Genomic DNA, 22,163 nt, shown 5'->3' on the forward strand with positions numbered 1-22,163 from the left:
TCCATGCGCGGCGATCGCTAAGCGCTGAGGTCATCGGAGGCTCGATCCGGTACGTACTTGTACAGTTCGCGCATCGGCCGCTCATAGTCGTCGGCAGCCGGTCGCTCGGGGAGCTTCAGCTTCTTCGGCTCGATCTTCTCGTACGGGATCTGCGAGAGGAGATGGCTGATGACGTTCAGGCGGGCCGACTTCTTGTCGTCGCTCTCCACCGTCCACCAGGGCGCCTCGGGGATGTCGGTGGCCTTGAACATGTCGTCCTTGGCCTGCGAGTACTCCTCCCAGTGCGTGATCGAGTGGAGGTCCGTCTCGGAGAGCTTCCAGCGGCGCATCGGGTCCTTGAGCCGCTTCTCGAACCGCTTCTGCTGCTCGTCGTCGGACACCGAGAACCAGTACTTGAAGAGCATGAGGCCGTCCTCCACGAGCAACCGCTCGAGCGCTGGGGCCTGGCCGAGGAAGGTCTCGTACTGTTCCGGCGTGCAGTAGCCGAGCACATGCTCGACACCCGCGCGGTTGTACCACGACCGGTCCATCAGCACGATCTCGCCCGCCGCGGGAAGCCGCTCGATGTAGCGCTGGAAGTACCACTGGCTCTTCTCGCGCTCGGTGGGGACGCCCAACGCGACGACCCGCGCGGACCGCGGATTGAGGCGCTGGATGATCCGCTTGATCGCCCCGCCCTTGCCCGCCGCATCCCGTCCCTCGAAGATCACGAGCACGCGGGCCCCGGTCGCGACGACCCACTGCTGCATGGCCACCAGCTCGATCTGAAGCCGCTGCAGTTCCGCTTCATACGCAGCCTTGCCAGGTCCGTCGCCCTTCGGTTTCTTCTTCTTCTTCTGAGTACTCATCTGCAGCCTTCGGTTCGCATGGTCGACCGAGCATACGGCGAAGTGGGCGGCATCCCCCGGGGTTGAACACCTCGCGTTTCGTGCTAAGCGCGCTGTCGCCGGCGACAGCGCCGGGGCGGACTATCCGCCCAGCGCCGCCAGCAGCCCTGCGTAGTCGTCCCCGCACGCCGCGCAGCGCTTCAGGTGCAGGGCGACGGCCGGGTAGCGCGCCGCGGCGTCCCGCCCGGAGAGCACGAGCTCGGCGTAGACGTGCATGAGCGACATCGTCTCCGCGCAGCCCGCGTCTCGCGTGCCGGTGTCCAGGAAGTCCCCGATCCGGGATCGCGCGCTCATCTCACCTCCTCGCCGTCGTCGTCCAGATAGTGATTAGTGACAAGGTAGCGCCGTAACTTCCTTCTCGCGTCGAAGAGGACTTTGTAGAGCGCCCCGCGGGAGCTCCGGCGCGCGACCGCGAGCGCCTCCAGCGGGACGCCCTCCACCACGACGGCGAGCAGCACCTCGCGCTGCTTGCGCGTGAGCACGGTGTCGATGACGTGCCGCAGTGCCGCCAGCAGCTCGGCCGCCATCCCGGCCTCCTCCGGTGAGATGCCGAGCCGGTCGGGGAGGCGGTCCCAGCCGGCCGCGTCGAGGGAGAGCGTCCGGCGCTGCCAGTAGTGCCGGCCGACCTTGGTCGAGACCTCGAAGATCGCGAAGGTGTACGCCCAGGTCGTGAAGCGGCTCTCGCCGCGGAACTCGTGCAGCCGGCGCAGCACACCGACGACCGCGTCGGCCGCCGCCTGGTGGGCGATGTCGTCCAGCTCGGGCCCGGCGAACGGCAGTGACGCCGACCGCCGGCGGACCTCGCCGCGCGCCACGCGCAGGAGCAGCTCGTAGAGCCGGGCCTCGGCGGTGCGCTGGACGGCGCCGCCGGCGGTCAGGGTCCGCCGCCACTCGTCCGTCTCGGCGCGATCGTCGTCGCTGGGGCGCCACTGCTCCGCGTCGACACCCATGGGTCGATCGTAGGGCCTCGCGAAAACTTCGCGCCGTGCAGGTAAGCATCCCGTCGCGCACGACACTCACCCCTCGAGTGCGCCGTGCCCGGCGCCGAACGGAAGGATCGAAGGAGAATCATGAGAACACCACTTCGTCTCGCCCTCGCGTCGGCGGTCGCCGTCGCCGCGACGGCCCTCTTCGGGGGCCCGCCCTCGCCGCACCGCCGGCCGGCGGGGTCCCGGACTCCAGCGCCGGATCGGCGGTCTTCGTCCAGACCGACGGGCTCGCGGGCAACGCCGTGGTCGCCTACGACCGCTCGGCGGACGGCTCGCTGCACCAGGCCGGGACGTACCCGACCGGCGGCCGCGGCGGCGCGCTGGACGGCGCCGTCGTCGACCACCTCGCGTCGCAGGGCTCGCTCGTCCTCGACCGCGGCCTCCTCTACGCGGTGAACGCCGGCAGCAACACCGTGACGGTCTTCGCCGTCCACGGCGACCAGCTCGTCCGGCGGGAGGTCATCGGCTCCGGCGGGAGCTTCCCGGTCAGCGTGACCGCGCACGGCGGCCTCGTCTACGTGCTGAACGCGCGCGCGGGAGGGACTGTGCAGGGCTACATCCGCGTGGCCGACTTCCTGGTCCGCATCCCGGTCTGGAACCGTCCGCTCGGACTCGACCCGACGCTCACTCCGGAGTTCACGCACACCCCGGGCCAGGTCGCGTTCACGCCGAACGGGTCGCAGGTCGTCGTCACCACCAAGGGCAACGGCAGCGCCATCGACGTGTTCGGCGTCGACCGGCTGGGCGGTCTGTCCGCGCATCCGGTGACGAACGTCGAGCCGGGCGCGGTGCCGTTCGCCGTGTCGTTCGACGCGGGTGGCCACCTGGTGGTGGCCGAGGCGGGCACGAACGCCGTGGCCACCTTCGCCCTCGCGTCGAGCGGCGTCGTCACCCCGGTCGCGACCGCCGCGACCGGTCAGGCCGCGACGTGCTGGATCGTCCGGGACGGCTCCGCGTTCTACGCCTCCAACGCCGGGAGCGGGACGCTCTCCGGCTACGCCGACCCCGGGACGGGCGCCCTGACGGCGCTCGGGAACACCGCGACCGGCGCGGGGACGGTCGACGCCTCGGTGACCGCGGACGGCACGTTCCTCTACGTCCAGACCGGCAAGGACGGCGCGGTCGACGGGTTCCGGGTGAACGCGGGCGGCGGCCTGACCAGCGTCGGATCCGTCGTCGTCCCCGGCGCCGCGGGCGGAGAGGGGATCGCCGCGGAGTGACGGCCCTGGCCGGCCGCTGCTGCCGTGCGTGCTACACGCGCGGCAGCAGCGGCGCCAGCATCTCCACCACGAGCTGGGCGGAGGTGTTGAAGCGGTCGGTCGGGTCGTGCTCCAGCTCGCTGACCTGGAGGCCGATCACGCGCTCGCCGGCGAGGGTGCGGGCGGTCGCCGCGACGGTGTCGATCGTCAGGCCGTTCGCGATCTGGTAGTCGGTGAGGACGATGCCCGGCTGCAGGACGTCGGCGGAGAAGTGCACGAACACGTAGCGGCCGGCGATCGTCGCGGCCAGCTCCTCCTGCATCCGCGGGCCGGCCGGGATGTTGCGGATGGGGGAGTTGGCGATGATGTTCCGCTCGGCCTGGTCGAGGTCGCGGGCGCCGAGCAGCACCACGTTCGACAGCGCGAGCTCGCCGCCGTGCCCGGACTTCCAGAGCCCGGTCGCGCCGCCGAGCGCCATCCCGCTGAGGTCGCCGGTGCGGGTGGTCGCGGGGGTGTGCAGGCAGGGGTGGGCGCCCATCCACACGATCGCCGCATCCGGGTAGGCCCGGGCGATGGCCGGGAGGGTGGCGAGGGCGGCTGCGTTCCTGGTCAGGCAGAAGGCGCTGAACGGCGCGGACCGCAGGGAGTGCTCCGTCGTCTCCGCCAGCGCGTCCAGCTCCGCACGGGCCTCGTGGAGGGCGGCCCGCCAGCCGAGGCTCGGGGTGTGCTCTGTGCCTTCGCCGATCACGCCGACCGTGGCCTCCAGCCGCCGGCCCAGCGCCTTCGCGAGGTCGATGGTGGCGCGCCGGGCGCGGTCGTTGTGGCCGGACACGGCGTCCACGAACGCGGTGACGGTCGGCCGGGCGGGCTTCGTCCGGCCGGACTCGTGCGGCGCCGGCGCGAGAGGGTTCGCCGGAACCTGGTCGACCACGGTGCTCATTTTTCCAGACGCCCTTCGGGTAAGCGTGGGAGTTGCGGTGAGGACACGATAGCAACAATTAGTTGCTGCCGAGCAAGCACATCGGGAATGTCCCAGCCATCTCTTCCGGAGTTGTGCACGCTCAGCACCGGCGTGTCGCGTGCACAACTCCGGAACGGATGGTCAGAGGGTGCCGGAGGGGAGGGCCAGGGTCCACTCGACGACGTCGGCGACGAAGCGCGCTTGCGCGGGGTTGCTGAGGTCGCCGGCGCTGTTGACGTACGAGCCGCTTCCGTCGACGGCGATGAGGATGCGAATGCTCGCCCACTCGGGGTCGACCGCGGCGAAGACGCCGGCGTCGGCCCCTTCCTGGACGATCTCGCGCAGCCGGGAACGGTCGAGGGCGTCCTGCTCGCGCAGCGTCTCCTCCAGTGACGGAGTGAAGCGGGAGAGGTGGCGCGCGTTCAGCCACAGGCGGGCCAGCGGCCAGGAGGCCCCGGAGTCGATGTGGTGCACGAAGTGCGCGAGCCGCTCCAGCGGCGGCCCCTCGGCCGGGAAGAAGCGCTCGCGCTCGATGGTCGCCGCGCGCGCGAAGGCCTCGTCGACGAGATCCTCCGCCGCGGGGAAGTAGTGCGAGATCAGGCCGGCCCGCACTCCCAGCCGGGCGGCGACCGCGCGCAGCGTGATCCGCTCCAGGCCCTCCTCGATCGCGATCTCGGCCGCCGCGGCGAGGATCTCCTCGCGGCGCTCCTCGGCAGGTTTGCGCGAGCGGGGCTGGCTCGTGGCCGGCGCCTGCTCCGCGGTGCTCTCGGACGTCGCTCTTGACTCCATGCCTCCCATGCTATTGAATGACTGACCAATAGCCAATTGGGCACATGACCAATAGCAATGGAGCTGAGTCAGAGAGGAACGCCAATGACCCGAGAACGGATCGGCGCCGACGAATTCGTGGATGTGTCCACCCAACCCGAGACCCGCGGGATCGAGGTCATCGGCGACGCCGAACGCCACGGCCGCGCCCGCGACCTCTTCTTCGTGTGGGCGGCGCCGGGGGTGAGCATCCTCAACTTCACGATCGGTGCGACGCTCATCCTGCTGGGGCTGGAGATCTGGCAGGCCGTCGCGGTCATCCTGGTCGCCGCGCTGCTCTGGGTGTTCCCGGGGATCATCGCGGCCAGCGGACCGGCCTCCGGCACCTCGGGCTCGGTGGTGACCCGTGCCATGTACGGGATCATCGGCAACAAGCTCTTCGTCGCGTTCGTCGGCTGGTTCATCGGCGCGGTCTTCCTCGCGCTGACCTGGCTGGCGTCATCCTTCATGGGCGCCGACCTGCTGCGGAGGGTCGGGCTGAGCGACCCGGTCTGGGTGCCCATCGGCGTGACGATCGTGGTCTCGGCGGTGACGATCGCGGTCGCGATCTTCGGGCACGCGCTCATCCTGCGCATCTACCCGGTCATGGCGGTGCTGCTGTTCGTGATCTTCGTCGGCGTCTCGCTGTTCATCCTGCCGACCGTGGACTGGGGCTACACGGCCGCGCACCCGCTGAGCGGGGTCGCGCTCTGGTCGGCGATCACCGTCGGGTTCACCATTCTGGCGTCCTCGCCGCTGTCGTTCATCAACAGCCCGGACCTGGCGCGCTACCTGCCGCGCTCGACCAAGCCCTCGCACATCGCCGCGGCGACGGCGCTCGGCGGCGCCCTCCCGTTCGTGGTGTTCACGATCGTGGGAGTGCTGCTGGCGACCGGGCTGAAGGCCGGCGCGTTCGACGCGGGGATCGACGTCGCGCTGTTCGACCTGCTCCCGGGCTGGATGGGCCCGCTGCTGGTCATCGGCGTCATCGTGAACACGATCGCGCTCAACGCGATGACCGCCTACTCGTCGAGCATGTCGCTGCAGGCGATCGGCTTCAAGCTCAAGCGCATCCCGGCCGCGATCATCGTCGGCGTCGTCGGGACGGCGCTCACCATCTACCTGGTGCTGTCGTCCAGCCTGCTGGAGGCCGCCAACCTGCTGCTGCAGTTCCTGGTCGTGGTCTCGGGACCGGCGATGGCGATCTTCGTGGTCGACGTGATCCGGCGCCGCAACGTCTACGACGGTCTCGACCTGTTCGACGACCGGCGCGGAGGACGGTTCTGGTACACCGGCGGCTGGAGCATCCCGGGCATCACCGCGCTGGTGGTCGGCGGGGTCGCGACGGCGCTGTGCCTGTCGACCGACGTGTGGACGGGCGCCGTCTCGGGCGCGATCGGGCATATCGACCTGTCCGTGCCGGTCGGGATGACCGTGAGCGCACTCCTGTACGCCCTGTTGAGCCGCACCCGGCTCGGGAAGGAGGGCCGGCTGTGACCGACCGGACCCTGACCACGCTCTACCGCAACGGCCGCGTCTTCACCGCGGACCCCGACGTCGCCTGGGCGACCGCGTTCGCCGTGACCGGCGAGACGATCAGCTGGGTGGGGGAGGACGGCGCCGGGCCCGCGGCCGATCGCACCGTCGACCTTCGGGGCCGTCTCGTCCTCCCCGGGATCACCGACGCGCACACCCACCTGCTGATGATGGGCGCCGCGCTCAGCCAGGTGTACCTGACCGGCGCGCGCGACCTCGACGGCATCCTCCGGCTGCTGGTGGAGGCGCGCGAGGCCCAGCCGGACGCGACCGTGCTGCGCGGGCGCGGCTGGCTGTTCGACGCCGTCCCGGACGGGGCGCCGACCGCGGCGATGATCGACGCGGTCCTCCCGGACATCCCCGTCTACCTCGACGCCAACGACTACCACTCCTGCTGGGTGAACACCGCGGCGCTGGCCGAGCTCGGCATCACGCGCGACACCCCCGACCCGATCGGCGGGGAGATCGTGCGCGACGAGGACGGGGAAGCGACCGGCCTCCTGCTGGAGACCGCGGCGACCCAGTACGCCTGGGCGCAGCGCGACGAGGCCACCACCGACGCCGACCGGGACGAGCACGTCGAGCGCACGATCGACGCCTACCTCGCGACCGGCGTCTCCGGCGTCGTCGACATGGCGTTCGACGAGTTCGGCCTGGCGGCGCTGACGCGGGCGCAGGAGCGGCGCGGGGGAGAGCTGCCGATCCGGGTAGCGGCGCACTGGCTCATCACGAACACCGGCGACGACGCGGCGAACCTCGCGCAGGTCCAGCGGGCGGCGCAGCTCGCGGCCGAACCGTCGACGCCGTGGCTGCGCGTGGTCGGCATCAAGCTCATCCTGGACGGCGTGATCGACGCCTGCACCGCCGCGATGCGGCAGCCCTACGCGGACGGCAGCAACGCGGACCCGATCTGGCCGCTGGAGCGGCTCGCGCCGGTCGTCGCGGCGGCCGACGCGGCCGGCCTCCAGATCGCGCAGCACGCGATCGGCGACTACGCCAGCCAGCTCGCGCTCGACGCGCTGGAGCAGGCCGTGGCCGTCAACGGCGACCTCCCTCGGCGGCACCGCATCGAGCACCTGGAGTACGCGGCGCCGGGGACGGCGGAGCGGATGGCGCGCCTCGGCGTGACCGCGTCGATGCAGCCGGTGCACTCCGATCCGGCGATCTTCGAGAACTGGGCCGAGATGCTGGGCGACGAGCGCGTCGACCGGGCCTTCCCGTGGCCGGAGTACGAGGACGCCGGCGCGCTCCTCGCCTTCTCGACCGACTCGCCGACCGCGCCGCACCAGGCGCTCGCGAACCTGTACGTGGCCTCCACCCGGGCGTCCGCGCTCGACCCGTCGGTCCCGGCGGTGCACCCGCAGTACGCGCTGCCGCTGGAGCGGGCGGTCGCGCACGCGACCCGGGACGCCGCGGCCTCGGTGGGCGACGGCGACTGGCGCGGGCGGATCGCGCCGGGCTACGCCGCCGACCTCGCCGTGCTGGACGCGGACGTCTTCGCGGAGGGGGCGGCCTCCCTGCTGCGGGCACGGGTGGTGGAGACGATCGTGGCCGGGAGGACGGTGTACGCCGGGTAGGCGTTCAGGCACGAGGCCCTGTGGAGGCGTGTGTCCTGTGGATCGGCGTAGGGCCTCTTGCCATTTCCGCGGCCCGGCGGACAATCGCGGCATGACGAGCGAACACGACAAGCGCCCCCAGGGCGGTCTGCAGGACGAAGCCGTGGCACTCGAGCACGCTGCCGAGCGGCTCAGCGACCGCTTCCCGGAGGTGCCGAAGGAGCAGATCGACCAGCTGGTCGAGGAGCACTACGAGCAGTACGAGGACGCACCCGTGCGCGACTTCGTGCCGGTGCTGGTCGAGCACGAGGTGCGCACGGAGCTGGACGCGGAGAACGCCGCCGCCGAGTAGCGGTCGGGTCTTGCCGCGTGCGGTGAGGGAGTCTCAGGATGGCGACGTTCACCTCACTCACTGACACGAAGGAAGACTCATGGCTGCACAGCCCACGATCGTGCTCGTTCACGGTGCCTTCGCCGACGCCTCCGGCTTCGCCGGTCTGATCGGCGACCTGGAGGCATCCGGCTACCCGGTGGTCGCACCGCCGAATCCGCTCAGGAGCCTGCTCACCGACGCGGACTCGGTCGCGCGGGTCGTCGGCGCCATCGACGGGCCGGTCGTGCTCGTCGGCCATTCGTACGGCGGCGCCGTCATCACGCAGGCCTCCGCCGGGATGAGCAACGTGAAGGCCCTCGTCTACCTGGCCGCCTTCGGCCTCGACGTCGGCGAGAGCTGCGTGAGCGCGCAGGAGCCGTTCCCGGCCCCGCTGCTGGCGACCGAGAACCAGCCGACCCCGTACGACGCGGTCGGGTCGCCCGGGGGACCGGAGGTCTACGTGAAGAAGGAGCGCTTCCGCGAGGTCTTCTGCGGCGACTCCTCGGAGGAGGTCGCTGCCGTGATGTACGCCACGCAGCGTCCGCTCGCGGTGGCCTCCCTCACCCAGAACGCGACCGCTGCCGGCTGGAAGGACATCCCGAGCTGGTTCGTGGTGTCGGATCACGACAATTCGATCTCGCCGAAGGCGGAGGAGTTCTACGCCGAGCGGATGAAGGCGACCACCTCGCACATCGACGGGTCGCACACGGCGTTCATCCCGAGGCACGCGGAGATCGCGGAGGTGATCCGCGCGGCGGCGGAGGCCTGAGTCCGCGCTCAGATCTCGACGTCACTTCCCATCGTGACCGTCCGCAACGCCGGCAGCCCGAACCGGGCTGCCGGGTTCGCGGCGTTGTGGGCGAGCGCGACGAACAGCGACCGGCGCCACGGCACCATGCTGTCCTTCCGGGTGATGCGGATCGCGCCGCGGGAGATGAAGTAGGACGCCTGCTTGAAGTTCGCCGAGTCGAGCGGGAGCACGCCCTCCCGCACCGCGGCGCGGAGGGCGCGCGGGATGTCCGGATCGTCCGAGAAGCCGAACGTGATGTGCAGGAACTCGACGCCGTCGTCCGCGTAGCCGAGCGGGTCGTACTCGAAGGCCTCCGCGGAAGGCACGTGCGGCACCTGCGCGGTGCTCACCCCCACGATGATCACGTGCTCGTGGAGGACGTGGTTGTGCTTGACGTTGGCCCGCAGCGCCAGCGGGGTGGTGGCCTTGTTCGGGTGCGGGAAGATGGCGATGCCCGGCACCCGCGGCAGCCTCTTCTTGCGGATCTCCTCGATGAACTCCTCCATCGAGCCCTCTTTCTTCAGCCGGTCGGCCTGCACCAGCTGACGTCCGCGGCGCCAGGTCGTCATGACGAGGATGACGATCCCGGCGATCAGCAGCGGCACCCAGCCGCCGTTGACGATCTTGGAGAGGTTGCCGGCCAGGAAGCTGAGCTCCAGGCCGCCGAAGGCGACGGCCGCGAGCACGATCTTCCACGTCGCCCAGTGCCAGAGCGGCCGCGCGACGAGCAGCAGCAGGACGGTGTCAACGACGAGCGCGCCGGTCACCGAGATGCCGTACGCCGTCGACAGCCGGTCGGACGAGCCGAACGAGAGCATGACCGCCATGACGCCGATGAACAGCAGCAGGTTGACGGCGGGCAGGTAGATCTGCCCGCCCTCGTGCTTGGAGGTCTGTTTGACGGTCAGCGGCGGCAGCAGGCCGAGCTGGACGGCCTGGCGGGAGAGCGAGTACGCGCCGGAGATGACCGCCTGGCTCGCGATCACCGTGGCCGCGGTCGCCAGGATCACGACAGGCAGCCGGCCCCACTCCGGGATGAGCAGGAAGAACGGGTCCACGCGGGTCGCCGGGTCGTGCAGCACGAGCGCCGCCTGGCCGAGGTAGTTGAGCACGAGGGCGGGGAAGACGAGGAAGAACCAGGCCCGGCTGATCGGCGCCCGGCCGAAGTGGCCCATGTCGGCGTAGAGGGCCTCCGCTCCCGTGATGACCAGGACCACCGCGCCGAGCGCGACGAACGCGATGAGCGGCTTGCTGATGAGGAACGCGATGGCGTACGTCGGGGACAGACCGAGCAGCACCGCCGGGAACTGGACGACCATCGCGAGCCCGGCCACGCCGATGACGACGAACCACAGCACCATGACCGGCCCGAACAGCACGCCGACCCTCCCCGTGCCGAACTTCTGCACGACGAACAGGGCGACCAGGATGACCGCGGCGATCGGGATCACCAGGTGCGAGATGGCCGGCACGGTGACGTGGAGGCCCTCGACCGCGGACAGCACGGAGATCGCGGGCGTGATGATCGAGTCGCCGTAGAAGAGGGCGACGCCGACGATGCCGATCACGAGAAGCGTTCCGGCCTTGCCGACGTTCTTGGCGTACAGGCGCTGCGCGAGCGCGGCCAGGGCCATGACGCCGCCCTCGCCGTCGTTGTCGGCCCGCATCAGGATGCCGATGTACTTGATCGAGACGATGATCGTCACGCTCCAGAAGATCAGCGAGATCACGCCGAAGACGTCGTCCTGGTTCGGGCGCACTGCGCCGCCGTCGAGCAGGAAGACCGTCTTCAGCGCGTAGAGCGGGCTGGTGCCGATGTCGCCGAAGACGACGCCGAGCGCGGCCAGCGCCGCCCCGAACAGCAGTCGCTGCCGATGGTCCGTCCCCCGGGGTGGACGGCTCTGTCCCTTCGGCGGACGGCTTTGCGGCGAGGAACTCCGCTCGGCCACCTTCTGCGTTGAATGCTGTTGGTTCTGGTGCACGCCGGTCACGCTACGCCACTTGTCGCGCGCCGTGACTCGCCGACTCGCTGGGGGTTCAGGTTGCCCCCGCCGAGGCGGCGGATTCTCCGCCGCCTCGGCCACACACGGCGGAGAATCCGCCGCCTCAGGCAGCCTGAGAGCTTTCTCAGAATGGGATGGCGCGCGGTTTCTATACCGATCGGTCCACCCCGAGTTAGGGTGCATCTCGGGCCGTCGCGCTCGAGCGGCGGCGGGATAAGGGAGCAGCATGAAACGTTCGTCGTTCGTCTCACTCAGCCTCGCCATCGCCGGAGCCGCCGCGCTCGCCGTGGCCGTCACCGCGCCGGCGTCCGCGGTCACACCCAGCGCCGCGACCCCCGACACCAGCGGCGTCTACAGCGTCCACCCGATCGTCGAGAAGGCCGGGCTCTCCACCAGCGCCGTCACGCCGTCCCTCACGCCGGCCCAGTGCCTGGCGCAGACCGCCGGCCGGGTCGCGTGCCAGACACCGGACAGCATCCGGGCCGCGTACGACATCCCGGCCACGATCAACGGCGTCCCCGCGGGCACCGGGCAGACCGTGGTCATCGTGGACGCGTTCGGCAGCCCGACCGTGCAGTCGGACCTCGCCGCGTTCTCCGGGGCGTTCGGGCTCCCGACGCCGAACCTGACGGTCTACTACCCGGGCGGCAAGCCGACCTGGACGGGCAAGGGCACGCAGACCGGCTGGGCCGAGGAGACCTCCCTCGACGTCCAGTGGGCGCACGCGGTGGCGCCGGGCGCGAACATCGCGCTCGTCGTGGCGGCGAACGACCACGGGGCGACGATCGACAACGCGATCAAGTACGCGGTGGACAACAAGCTCGGCAACGTGCTGTCGATGAGCTTCGGCGAGGCGGACAACCTGATCGCGTCGCCGAACGCCAACAACGGGCAGACCAGTCAGGGCGAGAAGGCGTTCGTGAAGGCCGCGTCGCAGGGGATGTCGCTCTTCGCGTCCTCCGGGGACAGCGGCTCCGACAACGGCGCCGGCTTCGCGAACTTCGCGTTCCCGGCCTCCGACCCGAACGTGACCTCGGTCGGCGGCACCAACCTCTGGGCCGGCAGCGGGCTGAACCAGCCGCGCGAGACCGTGTGGGGCGACTTCGCCAACTGCCCGCTGACCTGCGCCTTCGGCGTGGTCGGCGAGACCGGCGGCGCGCCGAGCCTGTTCACGGCGAAGGGCGGCTCGGACGTGGCGTACAACGCGAGCGTCTACACCGGCGTGCTCACGTACCTCGGGTTCCTCGGCGGCGACAACAACGGCCTCTACTTCTTCGGAGGCACGTCGGCGGGCTCGCCGCAGTGGGCGGCGCTGACCGCCGACACCATCCAGGCGGTCGGGCACACGGTCGGCAACGTCGGCCAGCAGGCGCAGAGCTGGGCGTCGAAGGGCCTGCTCTACGACGTGACGGTCGGCAGCAACACGACCCCGACGTACAGCGGAGGCTACTCGGCGACGGCGGGCTGGGACCGCCCGACCGGGTGGGGGACGCCGGACGTGAATGGCATCATCGCAGCGCTCAAGTAGCGGAGCGTGACGACGGCCCCGGTGTCCTGAGGATGCCGGGGCCGTCGCATGCGCGCGTCAGTCCCCGCGCACGATCCGACCCATGACCTCCTCCGCCACCACGGCCTCCCGGCCCTCGATGGCCGCCGCGACCTCCGCGTGCAGCCGCGCATCGGCCGGCGCGTCCCGCCAGCGCACCGGCGCGTGCGGCGTCCGCTCGCGCAGCGCCTCCCGCAGCACCGCCTGCAGGCGCACGAACATCCGGTTGCCGCTCGCCGCGATCACGCCGCTGTGGAAGGCAGCATCCGCCTCGAAGAACGCGGCCGCGTCCCGGCGCGCGGCCGCGTCCTCCAGGTCGCGCGCGGCGGCGACCAGCGTCGCCGCCTGCTCGGGAGTGCGCCGCGTCGCCGCGGCCCGGGCCGCGGCCGGCTCGACGGCGAGGCGGAGGTCGAGGAGCTCCGCGATCTGCGCGTCGTGGTCCGGCGAGTCGAGGCGCCAACGCACCACGTCGCCGTCCAGGGCGTCCCAGCCCTCGCTCGCGGTCACTGTCAGGCCGACCCGCTGGCGGGCGACGAGGAGGCCGAGGGAGACCAGCACGCGCGTCGCCTCGCGCACGACGCTGCGGGAGGCGCCGGTCTGCTCCATCGCCCACTCGACGTTCACCACGCGGCCGGCCGGGAGGTCGCCGGCGATGATCGCGCGGCCGAGCCGGTCGAGGACGCGGCGGTAGGCCCGTCCGCCGTCCACCGGGGCCTCGCTCACGTCTGCGACACCGGCGACACCACCAGCTCGTCGAACCGCACGCGCGCCGGCGCCTCCAGGACGAACCGGATGCTGCGCGCCACGTCCGCCGGCTGCAGCATCACCGCGCGGGCGTCGTCAGACGGCACCTGCGGGCGGTGGCCGAGGAAGTCGGTGTTCACGTCGCCGGGGCAGAGGTGGCACGCCCGGACGCCGGACGCGGCCTCCTGCGCGTTGAGGGTGCGGCTCAGCGCCGACAGCCCGGACTTGGACGCGCTGTAGGCGACGCCCGCGATCGGGCTGAACGCCCACGCCGAGTACGACGACACGAACACGACCACGCCGTGCGACGCGCGCAGCAGCGGCAGCGCGGCCGTGACAAGGTGCGCCGGGCCGGTGAGGTTGACGCGGACGATCTCATCGAAGGTGGGGAGGTCGTGGTCGGCCCACCGGCGCTGCGGCGCGTTCAGGCCGGCGGCGAGCACGAGCGCGTCGAGCCGGCCCCAGGCGGCGGTGATCCGGTCGAGGGCGTCCCGGATGACGTCGTCGGAGGTCGCGTCGCCCGGCACGATCAGCGCCGAGCCGCCCGCCTCCCGCACCGCCGCCGCGGTCTCCTCCAGCGCCGAGGCACGGCGACCGGTGAGCGCCACCCGCCAGCCCGCCTGCGCCGCCTCGATCGCCGTGGCCCGGCCGATGCCGCTGCCCGCGCCGGTGATCCACACCACGCGCCCGTCCGCGGGAGAACCCATCGCGGACCTCCTCTCACCTCGCTACGATGTCCCAATAGTATGACTATTGGAGGTCACATGCTCATCGACTTCGCCGGGCAGGTCGTCATCGTCAGCGGGGGAGGCCGCGGCATCGGGCGCGGGCTCGTGGAGCGGTTCGCCGCCGAGAACGCCACCGTCGTCGCCCTCGACCTCGCCTTCGACGACGCCGTGGAGGGGCTCGCGCGCACGATCCGCTGCGACGTCACCGACACCGCGTCCGTCCGCGCCGCGATCGAGGCTGTCGAGAGCGAGTTCGGCCGCATCGACGTCCTCGTGAACAACGCCGGCGTGAACGTGGAGGGCGAGGTCGAGACGCTCGACCCCGAGCGCTGGCGGACGTGCTTCGACGTGAACGTGTTCGGGGTGTTCGCGCTGTCGCAGGCGGTGATCCCGGCGATGAAGCGGGCCGGGCGCGGGCGGATCGTCAACGCCGCCTCCTTCGCGGCGATCATCCCGAGCGTCGGCGCGGCGGCCTACGGCGCGTCCAAGGCCGCGGTCGTGCAGTTCACGCGCGTCCTCGCCTCCGAGCTCGGGCCGTGGAACATCACCGTCAACGCCTACGCGCCCGGGATGATCCCCACGGCCATGAACGGCTTCGCCGACCTCCCGGAGGCCCGCCAGAGCCGCCTGCTCGACACCCTGTCGCTGCGCCGCTGGGAGCGCCCGGAGGACGTCGCCGACCTGGTCTGCTTCCTCGCGAGCGACTATGCCGGTTACCTCACCGGCGCGCTCATCGACGTGTCCGGCGGCAAGTTCGCCACCCAGATCCCGAGCCTTGCGCACGAGCGGGCGGCCCGGTGACGGGGCCGCAGGTCCTGCACGCGCAGGTCGTGGTGGCGGCCGCGGCCGAGCACGCCGAGGGGCCGCTCTGGGACGACCGCGACGGCACGCTGCTCTGGGTCGACCAGTACCGCGGGGTCGTCCGCCGCGCCCGCCCGACGACGACCGGTGTGCTCATCGAGGAGCCGCCCGTCGAGCTCGGGATGGCCGTCGGCGCCATCGTCCCCGACCGCGCCGACGAGGGCGGCGGCTGGCTGGTGGCGGCCGGCGCCGGCTTCCACCGGCTCGACCGGGCCGGCATCCTCACCCCGATCGCCGACGTCCTGCCCGACGACGGCGTCCGCCGCCGGATGAACGACGGCAAGCTCGACCCGCTCGGCCGGTTCTGGGCGGGCACGATGGCGTACGACAAGACCCCGGGCGCCGGCGCGCTCTACCGGCTCGACGGCGACCGCCCGCGGCTGATGCTCGACGGCGCGACCATCTCCAACGGCCTGGCCTGGACGCCGGACGGCGGCACCCTCTTCTACATCGACACTCCGACCCGGACGGTCCGCCGCTTCACCGTCGCCGACGACGGGCTGGGCGACGGCGAGGTCGTCATCCGCATCCCACCCGAGCAGGGCGCCCCGGACGGGATGTGCGTCGACGCAGACGGCTGCCTCTGGGTCGCGCTGTGGGGCGGCGGCGCCGTGCAGCGCTACGACACCGGAGGCCGGCTGCTCGCCCGCGTGGAGGTCGCGGCCGCGCAGGTGTCGAGCTGCTGCTTCGGCGGACCCGACCTCGCGACGCTGTACATCACGACCTCTGCCGAGGGGTACGACGAGGCGGCGCTGCGGCGGGACCCGGATGCCGGGAGGCTCTTCGCGGTCCAGGTCGCCGCACGATAGGGAGCACCCGCGGACGCGCGTGGGCCTGCGCATACCACAGCCGACGCCCGAGGAAAACGGTCTTCCCGCGGACGGCCGGCGCACGTACCGTCCGCAGGGATCGGCGCGCCGCGCGCCGCGAGAGGACACCTCCCATGAACGACGACAGCATGCCCGACCCGCAGCCGCTCTCCGCAGAGGAGCTCGCGGCGGAGGCCGCAACGCCGCTTCCCGACAAGGAGGTGGCCTCCATCCTCGACCTCAACGCCGACCTGAACCTGGGGCTCGGGCTGGTCGCCCCGGTCGACCTCGGCGTCGCCGCCAACGCCAACGTCGCCGCGCCCATCGAGGCCTCCGCCGGCGCGAACGTGCTCTCGGCCGGCTCGACGGCCGTCGCGGGCGCCGACCAGAGCGCGGGCATCCAGCAGGGCATCGCGGCGGACGCGGTCGCCAACTCGCACCAGGTGAGCGAGATGGCTCCCACGGCCGACACGACCCCGGCGCCTCCGCAGCCGACCGCCACCCCCGGCTCGATCACGGACGGCAACCTCCTCAACGTGAACATCAACGCCGCCGCCGACGCGCACATCGCGGCCCCGATCAACGGCGCGGTCGCCGCGAACGCGAACGTCGCGGCGCCGATCGACGCCAGCGTGGCCGCCAACATCGGCTCGATCGACAGCCAGGCCGCCGCCGTCTCGCACCAGGACGCCGCGATCGACCAGACCATCACCGGCTCGGCGGACGCGACCGCGGGCCAGCAGTCGACCATCGGACAGCCGCCGGCGCAGCCGTAACGCACCGCTGTGACCATCGCATCGAAGCCGCCGGGGGAGAGCGTCGACCGCTCCACCGAGGTGCCCGCCCGCGCCGAGGGCGTCCAGCTGATCGGCGCCATGCGCGGTTCCGGGTACCGCGAGCCGCCATCGCTCGCCCGCCGCGGCGACGGTCAGGTCCTCCAGCTCACGCCGCTGCTGTTCGCGATCCTCGACGAGGTCGACGGCTCGAGCGACCTCGGCCTGATCGCGCAACGCGTCAGCGAGCGGGTGGGCCGCGCCGTCCGCCCCGCCGACGTCGCGCACCTGGTCGACTCGTCGCTCCGCCCGCTGGGCCTGCTCACCCGCGCGGACGGCGGCGAGCCGGAGGTCAAGCGATCGTCCCCGCTGCTCGGGCTGCGGCTGCGGAAGGAGATCACCGATCCCGACCGCACCCGGCGGCTCACCGGGCCGTTCGCCCGGCTGTTCCATCCACTCGTCGTCGTGCCGGTGATCTGCCTGTTCGTGGCGGCGTGCTGGTGGCTGCTGCTGGTGCAGGGCCTGGCGTCGGCGACGTACCACGCGTTCCAGGACCCGGGCGTCCTGCTGCTCATCGTCGCCGTGACTGTGCTGTCGGCGGGCTTCCACGAGTTCGGCCACGCGGCGGCGGCGCGGTACGGCGGCGCCACCCCCGGCCGGATGGGGATGGGCCTCTACCTGTTCTGGCCGGCGTTCTTCACCGACGTCACCGACTCGTACCGGCTCGGCCGGCTCGGCCGCGTCCGCACCGACCTCGGCGGCCTCTACTTCAACGCGATCGTCGCCGTCGCCATCGTCGGCGTCTGGTTCGCCACCCGCTGGGATGCGCTGCTGCTCGTCGTGCTCACGCAGCTCCTGCAGATGGTCCACCAGCTGCTGCCGACCGTCCGGTTCGACGGGTATCACGTGCTGGCGGACCTGACCGGTGTGCCGGACCTCTTCCAGCGCATCGGGCCGACCCTGCTCGGCCTCCTGCCGTGGCGCTGGCGCCGCCCGGAGTCCCGGACCCTCCGGCCGTGGGCGCGTGCCGTGGTCAGCGTCTGGGTGCTCGTCGTCGTCCCGATGCTGCTGTTCTCGCTGGTGGCGATGGTGCTGACGCTGCCCCGCGTGCTCGCCACGGCGTGGGCCGCGCTGGCGGAGCGGGCCCACGTGCTCGCCGTGGTGTCCGGCCGCGGCGACCTGGCGGCGGGGGCGGCGCAGCTCGTCCTCATGCTCGCGACGGCTCTGCCGATCCTGGGCACCCTCTACATCCTGTTCCGGCTCGCCCGGACCGGCCTCGTGCGGCTCTGGACGGGCACGCGCGGGAGGCCGGTGCGCCGCGGCGTCGCGGCCGCGCTCGTGCTGGCGATGATCGGCGGCCTCGCCTTCGCCTGGTGGCCGGCGCCGCAGACGTATCGCCCCATCCAGCCCTACGAGCGCGGCACGCTCACGGACGTCCTCGCGCCGGCGACCCTCCAGTCCGGCCGGCTCACCGCCGGTACGACGGGGGCCGTGCAGACGATCTGGCCCGGCGGCGGCGCCCGGCCGACCGCCGACCATCCGCAGCTCGCGATGGTCCTGGTCCCGCGCGACGGCCGGTCGCCGTCCTGGGTCTTCCCGTTCACCAAGCCCGCCCCGCCGCGCCCCGGCGACAACCAGGCGCTCGCGGTGAACACCACGAACGGGTCCACGCTGTACGACGTCGCCTTCGCGCTGGTGTGGGTGACCGGCGGCCAGTCGGCTCTGAACACCAACTCCGCGTACGCGTTCGCGCACTGCTCCGGCTGCACGACCGTCGGCGTGGCGTTCCAGGTGGTGATCCTCGTCGGGGAGACGCACGTCGTGGTGCCGCAGAACCTGGCGGTGGCAGCCAACTACGGCTGCGTCGACTGCGTGACCGCCGCGCTGGCGAACCAGCTGGTGCTGACGGTGAGCAGCCGGCCCGACGCCGCGACGATGAGCCGGATCGCCGCGCTCTGGGCGAAGATCATGGCCTTCTCGCACAACCTCCAGGGACTCGGGCTCTCGGCGGTGCAATCGCAGTTGCTCGTCTTCGAGCAGGAGCTGAAGGACATCATCGCCCGCGATCCGGCCGCCGTTCAGGTGCCGGGCGGTGGGGCGACCTCGGTGCCGGCGCCTGCTCCCTCGCCTGCGCCCACCCCCTCGGGAGCGCCGGGCAGCACCCCGGGCCCGACCGCGAATCCCGGGCCGGCTCCCGCGCCTGCTCCGACGGGGACACCGGCGCCGCAGCCGACCGACACCCCGGCGCCCACGGCGACGCCGACGCCGGTCCCGACCGCCACGCCGTGAGGCGTTCGTGCAGCCGGTGGAAAGGTCGGGCCGCTAGCGTCCTGTCGTGCCCAGCCCGTCGCCCACCGAGACGCAGCCCCCGACCACGCGGGCGAAGGTCGAGTCCGCCGTCATCTGGGTGGCGTTCGCCCTCTACCTGGTGTTCCTGGCGAAGCTGCTGCTGTTCTCCCGGGTGCCCGGCTCCGAGCGGTCACTCAACCTGATCCCGTTCGCGAGCATCGGGAACTACCTCGACGGCCCCGCGGGCGTGCGGCGGTTCGCGTTCGCGAATCTCGCCGGGAACGTCCTCGCCTTCGTGCCGCTCGGCGCGTATCTGACGTTCCTGCGGCGCAGGGCGCGACTGTGGTCGAACCTGCTGGTCGTCGCGGCCGTGAGCGTGGCCGTGGAGATCCTGCAGTGGATGCTCGCCGTCGGGGCGTCCGACATCGACGACGTCCTCCTGAACTGCGTCGGCGGGCTGATCGGGGTGCTCGCCGTCGTCGGGCTGCGGCGCGCGCTTCGATTCGAGGTCGTGCGCACGGTGATCGCGGTCGCGTCGGTGCTCGCCGTGCCGGTGCTGGGGTTCCTCGGGTTCGTGGTGCGGCTGCGGCTGTGACCTGACACGGAGGCGCGCGCGGCTTTAGGTTGGTCCTGACCCCAACGAGAGGACTCCGGATGAGCGCCGACCGTCACGTCGTCCTGGGCGGCAACGGCGTGGCCGGCCGGGAGACCGTGCGCGCGCTCGTCCGGGCCGGGCGGTCCCCGGTCTCGGTCGGACGCCGCCCCTCGGCGGTCGACGGCGCGACGTCCGCCACCGGCGACCTCCTCGACGCCGCCGACGTGGCGCGGGTGCTGGACGGCGCGGAGGTCGCGTACCTGGTCGTAGCCCCGGCGTACTCGGCGCGGGTGTGGGCGCAGCAGTGGCCGGTCATCGCGCGGAACGTGGTGGACGCCGCGCTCGAGCACGGGGTCCGCCTGGTGTACCTCGACAACGTCTACGCGTACGGCGAGCTGCGCGGCCCGATGACCGAGCAGACTGCGCTGCGCCCCAACAGCCGCAAGGGCGCGATCCGCGCCGACGTGGTGCGCGCGCTGGAGGCCGCCTCCGCGTGCGGGCTCGACGTCACGATCGGCCGCAGCGCCGACTTCTACGGTCCTGGAGCCGACACGAGCGCCTTCGACCTGTTCGGCCTCGCCCCGATCGCCCGCGGCAAGCCGGGCTCCTGGCTCGTGGACGCCGACCAGCCGCACTCGCTCACCTACACGCCCGACGTCGGTGCGGCGCTCGCCGTGCTGGGCACGGACCCGGCCGCGCGGGGCCGCACCTGGCACCTGCCGACCGCACCGGCGCTGACCGGCCGCGAGTACCTCCGCCTCGCCGCGGGCCCCACCGCACGCGTGAAGGTCATCGGCCGCGCCACCCTCCGGATCGGCGCCCTCTTCAGCACGCCGGCCCGCGAGACGCTGGAGATGGCCTACCAGTACGAAGCGCCGTACCTGTTCGACTCGACCGCGTTCGAGAGCGCCTTCGGCGTAGCGGCGACGCCGGTCGAGGAGGGGATCGCGGCGACGCTGCGGGCGCTGCGGGCGGCGGCGCGCTGAACGACGGGCCGGATCCGCGGGTCGCGGGGCGCTCGGTGACTGAACCCGTCCGAGCGCCCCGCGCGCGACTCAGCCTCCGAGCCGCGGTCGCCGCCCAACTGGGATGGCGCCGACACAGGAGAGAGCTCGGGCAGGGGGAACCATGACGCGCCCCCTCCCACCGGAGTACCCTCCCACCCAACGAGGGGAGCCCCACCCATGACCGTCCGCGACCTCGCCGCGTTCCGCGACCTGCACCACGGCGACCAGCCGCTCCTGCTCCCGAACGCGTGGGACGCGGGCAGCGCCATCGCCTTCGCCGCCGCCGGCTTCCCCGCCGTCGGCACGACGAGCTTCGGCGTCAACGCGTCCGCCGGGCGCCCCGACGCCGGCAGCGCCAGCCGGGACGCCACCGTCGAGCTCGTCCGCCGGATCGCCACGCTCGACGTCTTCCTCACCGCCGACATCGAGGACGGCTACAGCGACGATCCGTCAGCAGTGGCCGCCTTCGTGGCCGCGCTCGCCGCGGACGGCGTCGTCGGGGTGAACCTGGAGGACTCCGCGGACGGGCGCCTCGTCGACCCGGCCGTCCCCGCGGCCAAGATCGCGGCCGTCAAGCGGGAGGCTCCCGGAGTGTTCGTCAACGCGCGCGTCGACTCCTACTGGTTCCACGAGGACGACACGGTGGAGGCGGTCGCGGCCAGGGCCGCGACCTACGCCGACGCCGGCGCGGACGGGATCTTCGTGCCGGGCGTCACCGATCCCGCCACCATCGAGCGGCTCGCCGCCGCCGTCCCGCTGCCACTGAACGTCCTGGTCGTCCCCGGGCTCGGCCTGGACGACCTCCAGGTGCTCGGCGTCCGCCGGGTCAGCACCGGCTCGCTGCCGTACCGGGTGGCGATCGACGCGGCGGTGGATGCCGCCGAGGCGGTGCGCGACGGGCGCGACGTGCCGGTCGCGACCTCCTATGCGGAGTCGCAGCAGCGGCTGATCGCGTTCGCTCAGCGAGCGGACGCGGACGGCGACCGGCCCTCCAGCGCCGCGCGGTAACGCCGGTACCGCGGGCGCCCCACCCAGCGCCAGATCAGGACGACCGGCGCGGGCAGGTTCTTCCTCATCCAGATGTCGCCGCCGTCCGGCTGCGCCGCGAGGATCGCGCCCAGCATGTTCCACTGCTGGCCCCTCGGCGTGCTGCGGCGGCCGTGGTCGGCGAACCACTTCTCCTCGTCCTTCGTGACCACGTGCTCCATGACCGGGACGATGTTCGCCTCTTCGTCGGGGAGGTGCTCGGCGAGCGCGGCGTTGATCCCCGCGAGCGCGGACCGCACCGGCTCGACGGTCGTGGCTCCCGGAGCCGTGCGCCAGCCGGGCAGCGCTGCGTCGAGCGCGGTCAGCTGCACGAGCATCGCCGCGTGCTGCCGCTTCATCCGCTCGACGTGGAGGGCGCACGACGGCGCGCGCGCGTCGATCGCCGGCCACAGCTTCGCGTCCTCGCCCTCGTGGTGGGCGTGCAGGGAGACGGAGATGAGGTCGAGCTGGGATGCGACGACGTCGGCGTGGGCGCTGTCGCCGTCGGCCACGCCGTCCACCAGGCCGCCCGCCTCGCCGAAAGCGTGCCGGTAGAGCCGGTGGATGTCGATCATCCCGCCGGCGTCGCAGGTCTTCGGCCCGTCGAGCGGGGGCTCGCCGGACGAGGGGAGGGGGTCGCGGCCATGTGCAGAATCTACGGCCCCGGCGGGTCCGGCGGGCAGC

General features: G+C 72.3%; 22 protein-coding genes. 13 read left to right on the plus strand and 9 right to left on the minus strand.

Features of this window, described 5'->3' with window-relative positions; genetic code table 11:
* Window positions 1-17 precede the first annotated feature (17 nt).
* The 3 genes from ppk2 to ACQ86L_RS17000 form a co-directional block, all read right to left on the minus strand.
* Window positions 18-848 (minus strand): polyphosphate kinase 2, encoded by an 831-nt coding sequence (gene ppk2, locus ACQ86L_RS16990; RefSeq protein ID WP_434316465.1) that lies wholly within the window; start codon window positions 846-848, stop codon window positions 18-20.
* 120 nt (window positions 849-968) lie between these two features.
* Window positions 969-1,181 carry a hypothetical protein gene (locus ACQ86L_RS16995; RefSeq protein ID WP_434316466.1) on the minus strand — a complete coding sequence of 71 codons (213 nt, stop codon included), beginning with the start codon at window positions 1,179-1,181 and terminating at the stop codon, window positions 969-971.
* Entirely contained in the window at window positions 1,178-1,837 is a 660-nt protein-coding gene (locus ACQ86L_RS17000; protein WP_434316467.1) for a sigma-70 family RNA polymerase sigma factor, read from the minus strand. Before ACQ86L_RS17000 ends, ACQ86L_RS16995 begins: the two co-directional genes overlap by 4 nt.
* Window positions 1,838-1,872: 35 nt before the next feature.
* On the opposite strand from ACQ86L_RS17000, the gene ACQ86L_RS17005 reads away from it, so the two are divergent.
* Window positions 1,873-3,096: a lactonase family protein gene (locus tag ACQ86L_RS17005; RefSeq protein WP_434316468.1), complete on the plus strand. Its 1,224-nt coding sequence runs from the start codon at window positions 1,873-1,875 to the stop codon at window positions 3,094-3,096.
* A 31-nt stretch (window positions 3,097-3,127) separates the two neighbouring features.
* Here the strand turns inward: ACQ86L_RS17005 and ACQ86L_RS17010 are convergent, their stop codons facing one another.
* Together ACQ86L_RS17010 and ACQ86L_RS17015 are read right to left on the minus strand one after the other, a co-directional pair.
* A complete protein-coding gene (locus ACQ86L_RS17010; RefSeq protein ID WP_434316469.1) occupies window positions 3,128-4,015 on the minus strand; it encodes an arginase family protein in 888 nt (295 codons plus the stop codon).
* Between the two features lie 162 nt (window positions 4,016-4,177).
* Window positions 4,178-4,825 (minus strand): TetR/AcrR family transcriptional regulator, encoded by a 648-nt coding sequence (locus tag ACQ86L_RS17015; RefSeq protein WP_434316470.1) that lies wholly within the window; start codon window positions 4,823-4,825, stop codon window positions 4,178-4,180.
* 84 nt (window positions 4,826-4,909) lie between these two features.
* Between ACQ86L_RS17015 and ACQ86L_RS17020 the strand changes: the two genes are divergently transcribed.
* The 4 genes from ACQ86L_RS17020 to ACQ86L_RS17035 all read left to right on the plus strand — a co-directional run bounded on the left by ACQ86L_RS17020 (window position 4,910) and on the right by ACQ86L_RS17035 (window position 9,077).
* Entirely contained in the window at window positions 4,910-6,340 is a 1,431-nt protein-coding gene (locus ACQ86L_RS17020) for a purine-cytosine permease family protein (RefSeq protein WP_434316471.1), read from the plus strand.
* Window positions 6,337-7,956, plus strand: coding sequence for an amidohydrolase (locus ACQ86L_RS17025; RefSeq protein WP_434316472.1), 1,620 nt, complete (start codon window positions 6,337-6,339; stop codon window positions 7,954-7,956). The genes ACQ86L_RS17020 and ACQ86L_RS17025 overlap by 4 nt, the downstream gene beginning before the upstream one ends.
* 91 nt (window positions 7,957-8,047) lie before the next feature.
* Complete coding sequence (locus ACQ86L_RS17030; protein WP_434316473.1) at window positions 8,048-8,287, plus strand: three-helix bundle dimerization domain-containing protein; 240 nt, start codon at window positions 8,048-8,050, stop codon at window positions 8,285-8,287.
* A 79-nt stretch (window positions 8,288-8,366) separates the two neighbouring features.
* Window positions 8,367-9,077, plus strand: coding sequence for an alpha/beta fold hydrolase (locus tag ACQ86L_RS17035; protein WP_434316474.1), 711 nt, complete (start codon window positions 8,367-8,369; stop codon window positions 9,075-9,077).
* A gap of 8 nt (window positions 9,078-9,085) precedes the next feature.
* Here ACQ86L_RS17035 and ACQ86L_RS17040 read toward each other — a convergent pair whose 3' ends face one another.
* Entirely contained in the window at window positions 9,086-11,080 is a 1,995-nt protein-coding gene (locus ACQ86L_RS17040) for a potassium transporter Kup (protein ID WP_434316475.1), read from the minus strand.
* A 247-nt stretch (window positions 11,081-11,327) separates the two neighbouring features.
* Between ACQ86L_RS17040 and ACQ86L_RS17045 the strand changes: the two genes are divergently transcribed.
* Window positions 11,328-12,629 carry a S53 family peptidase gene (locus ACQ86L_RS17045; protein ID WP_434316476.1) on the plus strand — a complete coding sequence of 434 codons (1,302 nt, stop codon included), beginning with the start codon at window positions 11,328-11,330 and terminating at the stop codon, window positions 12,627-12,629.
* Between the two features lie 57 nt (window positions 12,630-12,686).
* Here the strand turns inward: ACQ86L_RS17045 and ACQ86L_RS17050 are convergent, their stop codons facing one another.
* Entirely contained in the window at window positions 12,687-13,370 is a 684-nt protein-coding gene (locus ACQ86L_RS17050; RefSeq protein WP_434316477.1) for a FadR/GntR family transcriptional regulator, read from the minus strand.
* Window positions 13,367-14,098, minus strand: coding sequence for an SDR family oxidoreductase (locus ACQ86L_RS17055; protein ID WP_434316478.1), 732 nt, complete (start codon window positions 14,096-14,098; stop codon window positions 13,367-13,369). The genes ACQ86L_RS17050 and ACQ86L_RS17055 overlap by 4 nt, the downstream gene beginning before the upstream one ends.
* A 57-nt stretch (window positions 14,099-14,155) precedes the next feature.
* On the opposite strand from ACQ86L_RS17055, the gene ACQ86L_RS17060 reads away from it, so the two are divergent.
* The 7 genes from ACQ86L_RS17060 to ACQ86L_RS17090 all read left to right on the plus strand — a co-directional run bounded on the left by ACQ86L_RS17060 (window position 14,156) and on the right by ACQ86L_RS17090 (window position 21,461).
* Entirely contained in the window at window positions 14,156-14,920 is a 765-nt protein-coding gene (locus tag ACQ86L_RS17060; RefSeq protein WP_434316479.1) for an SDR family NAD(P)-dependent oxidoreductase, read from the plus strand.
* The gene (locus ACQ86L_RS17065; RefSeq protein WP_434316480.1) at window positions 14,917-15,789 is read left to right on the plus strand and encodes an SMP-30/gluconolactonase/LRE family protein; all 873 of its coding nucleotides are present in this window, start codon (window positions 14,917-14,919) and stop codon (window positions 15,787-15,789) included. The genes ACQ86L_RS17060 and ACQ86L_RS17065 overlap by 4 nt, the downstream gene beginning before the upstream one ends.
* A gap of 134 nt (window positions 15,790-15,923) precedes the next feature.
* Window positions 15,924-16,565, plus strand: a complete 642-nt coding sequence (locus ACQ86L_RS17070; protein ID WP_434316481.1) for a peptidoglycan-binding protein — start codon at window positions 15,924-15,926, stop codon at window positions 16,563-16,565.
* 9 nt (window positions 16,566-16,574) lie between these two features.
* Window positions 16,575-18,851, plus strand: coding sequence for a hypothetical protein (locus ACQ86L_RS17075; RefSeq protein ID WP_434316482.1), 2,277 nt, complete (start codon window positions 16,575-16,577; stop codon window positions 18,849-18,851).
* Window positions 18,852-18,897: 46 nt separating this feature from the next.
* Window positions 18,898-19,446 carry a VanZ family protein gene (locus ACQ86L_RS17080; protein ID WP_434316483.1) on the plus strand — a complete coding sequence of 183 codons (549 nt, stop codon included), beginning with the start codon at window positions 18,898-18,900 and terminating at the stop codon, window positions 19,444-19,446.
* A gap of 59 nt (window positions 19,447-19,505) precedes the next feature.
* Window positions 19,506-20,432 carry an NAD-dependent epimerase/dehydratase family protein gene (locus ACQ86L_RS17085; protein ID WP_434316484.1) on the plus strand — a complete coding sequence of 309 codons (927 nt, stop codon included), beginning with the start codon at window positions 19,506-19,508 and terminating at the stop codon, window positions 20,430-20,432.
* Between the two features lie 198 nt (window positions 20,433-20,630).
* Entirely contained in the window at window positions 20,631-21,461 is an 831-nt protein-coding gene (locus ACQ86L_RS17090; RefSeq protein ID WP_434316485.1) for an isocitrate lyase/PEP mutase family protein, read from the plus strand.
* Here the strand turns inward: ACQ86L_RS17090 and ACQ86L_RS17095 are convergent.
* A complete protein-coding gene (locus ACQ86L_RS17095; protein WP_434316486.1) occupies window positions 21,413-22,054 on the minus strand; it encodes a hemerythrin domain-containing protein in 642 nt (213 codons plus the stop codon). The two genes, ACQ86L_RS17090 and ACQ86L_RS17095, sit on opposite strands and share 49 nt — an antisense overlap.
* Window positions 22,055-22,163: the final 109 nt, after the last annotated feature.

The organism is Leifsonia sp. P73 (assembly GCF_051059105.1).
Lineage (GTDB): Bacteria > Actinomycetota > Actinomycetes > Actinomycetales > Microbacteriaceae > Leifsonia.

What these genes read in the sequence shown, in the direction of transcription:
- ACQ86L_RS17010 (WP_434316469.1), bottom strand. Translation starts at nt 4,015, where the DNA reads ATGAGCACCGTGGTCGACCAGGTTCCGGCGAACCCTCTCGCGCCGGCG.
- ACQ86L_RS17055 (WP_434316478.1), bottom strand. Translation starts at nt 14,098, where the DNA reads ATGGGTTCTCCCGCGGACGGGCGCGTGGTGTGGATCACCGGCGCGGGC.
- ACQ86L_RS17090 (WP_434316485.1), top strand. Translation starts at nt 20,631, where the DNA reads ATGACCGTCCGCGACCTCGCCGCGTTCCGCGACCTGCACCACGGCGAC.
- ACQ86L_RS17035 (WP_434316474.1), top strand. Translation starts at nt 8,367, where the DNA reads ATGGCTGCACAGCCCACGATCGTGCTCGTTCACGGTGCCTTCGCCGAC.
- ACQ86L_RS17095 (WP_434316486.1), bottom strand. Translation starts at nt 22,054, where the DNA reads ATGATCGACATCCACCGGCTCTACCGGCACGCTTTCGGCGAGGCGGGC.
- ACQ86L_RS17020 (WP_434316471.1), top strand. Translation starts at nt 4,910, where the DNA reads ATGACCCGAGAACGGATCGGCGCCGACGAATTCGTGGATGTGTCCACC.
- ACQ86L_RS17030 (WP_434316473.1), top strand. Translation starts at nt 8,048, where the DNA reads ATGACGAGCGAACACGACAAGCGCCCCCAGGGCGGTCTGCAGGACGAA.
- ACQ86L_RS17060 (WP_434316479.1), top strand. Translation starts at nt 14,156, where the DNA reads ATGCTCATCGACTTCGCCGGGCAGGTCGTCATCGTCAGCGGGGGAGGC.
- ACQ86L_RS17045 (WP_434316476.1), top strand. Translation starts at nt 11,328, where the DNA reads ATGAAACGTTCGTCGTTCGTCTCACTCAGCCTCGCCATCGCCGGAGCC.
- ACQ86L_RS16995 (WP_434316466.1), bottom strand. Translation starts at nt 1,181, where the DNA reads ATGAGCGCGCGATCCCGGATCGGGGACTTCCTGGACACCGGCACGCGA.
- ACQ86L_RS17000 (WP_434316467.1), bottom strand. Translation starts at nt 1,837, where the DNA reads ATGGGTGTCGACGCGGAGCAGTGGCGCCCCAGCGACGACGATCGCGCC.
- ACQ86L_RS17015 (WP_434316470.1), bottom strand. Translation starts at nt 4,825, where the DNA reads ATGGAGTCAAGAGCGACGTCCGAGAGCACCGCGGAGCAGGCGCCGGCC.
- ppk2 (WP_434316465.1), bottom strand. Translation starts at nt 848, where the DNA reads ATGAGTACTCAGAAGAAGAAGAAGAAACCGAAGGGCGACGGACCTGGC.
- ACQ86L_RS17070 (WP_434316481.1), top strand. Translation starts at nt 15,924, where the DNA reads ATGAACGACGACAGCATGCCCGACCCGCAGCCGCTCTCCGCAGAGGAG.
- ACQ86L_RS17085 (WP_434316484.1), top strand. Translation starts at nt 19,506, where the DNA reads ATGAGCGCCGACCGTCACGTCGTCCTGGGCGGCAACGGCGTGGCCGGC.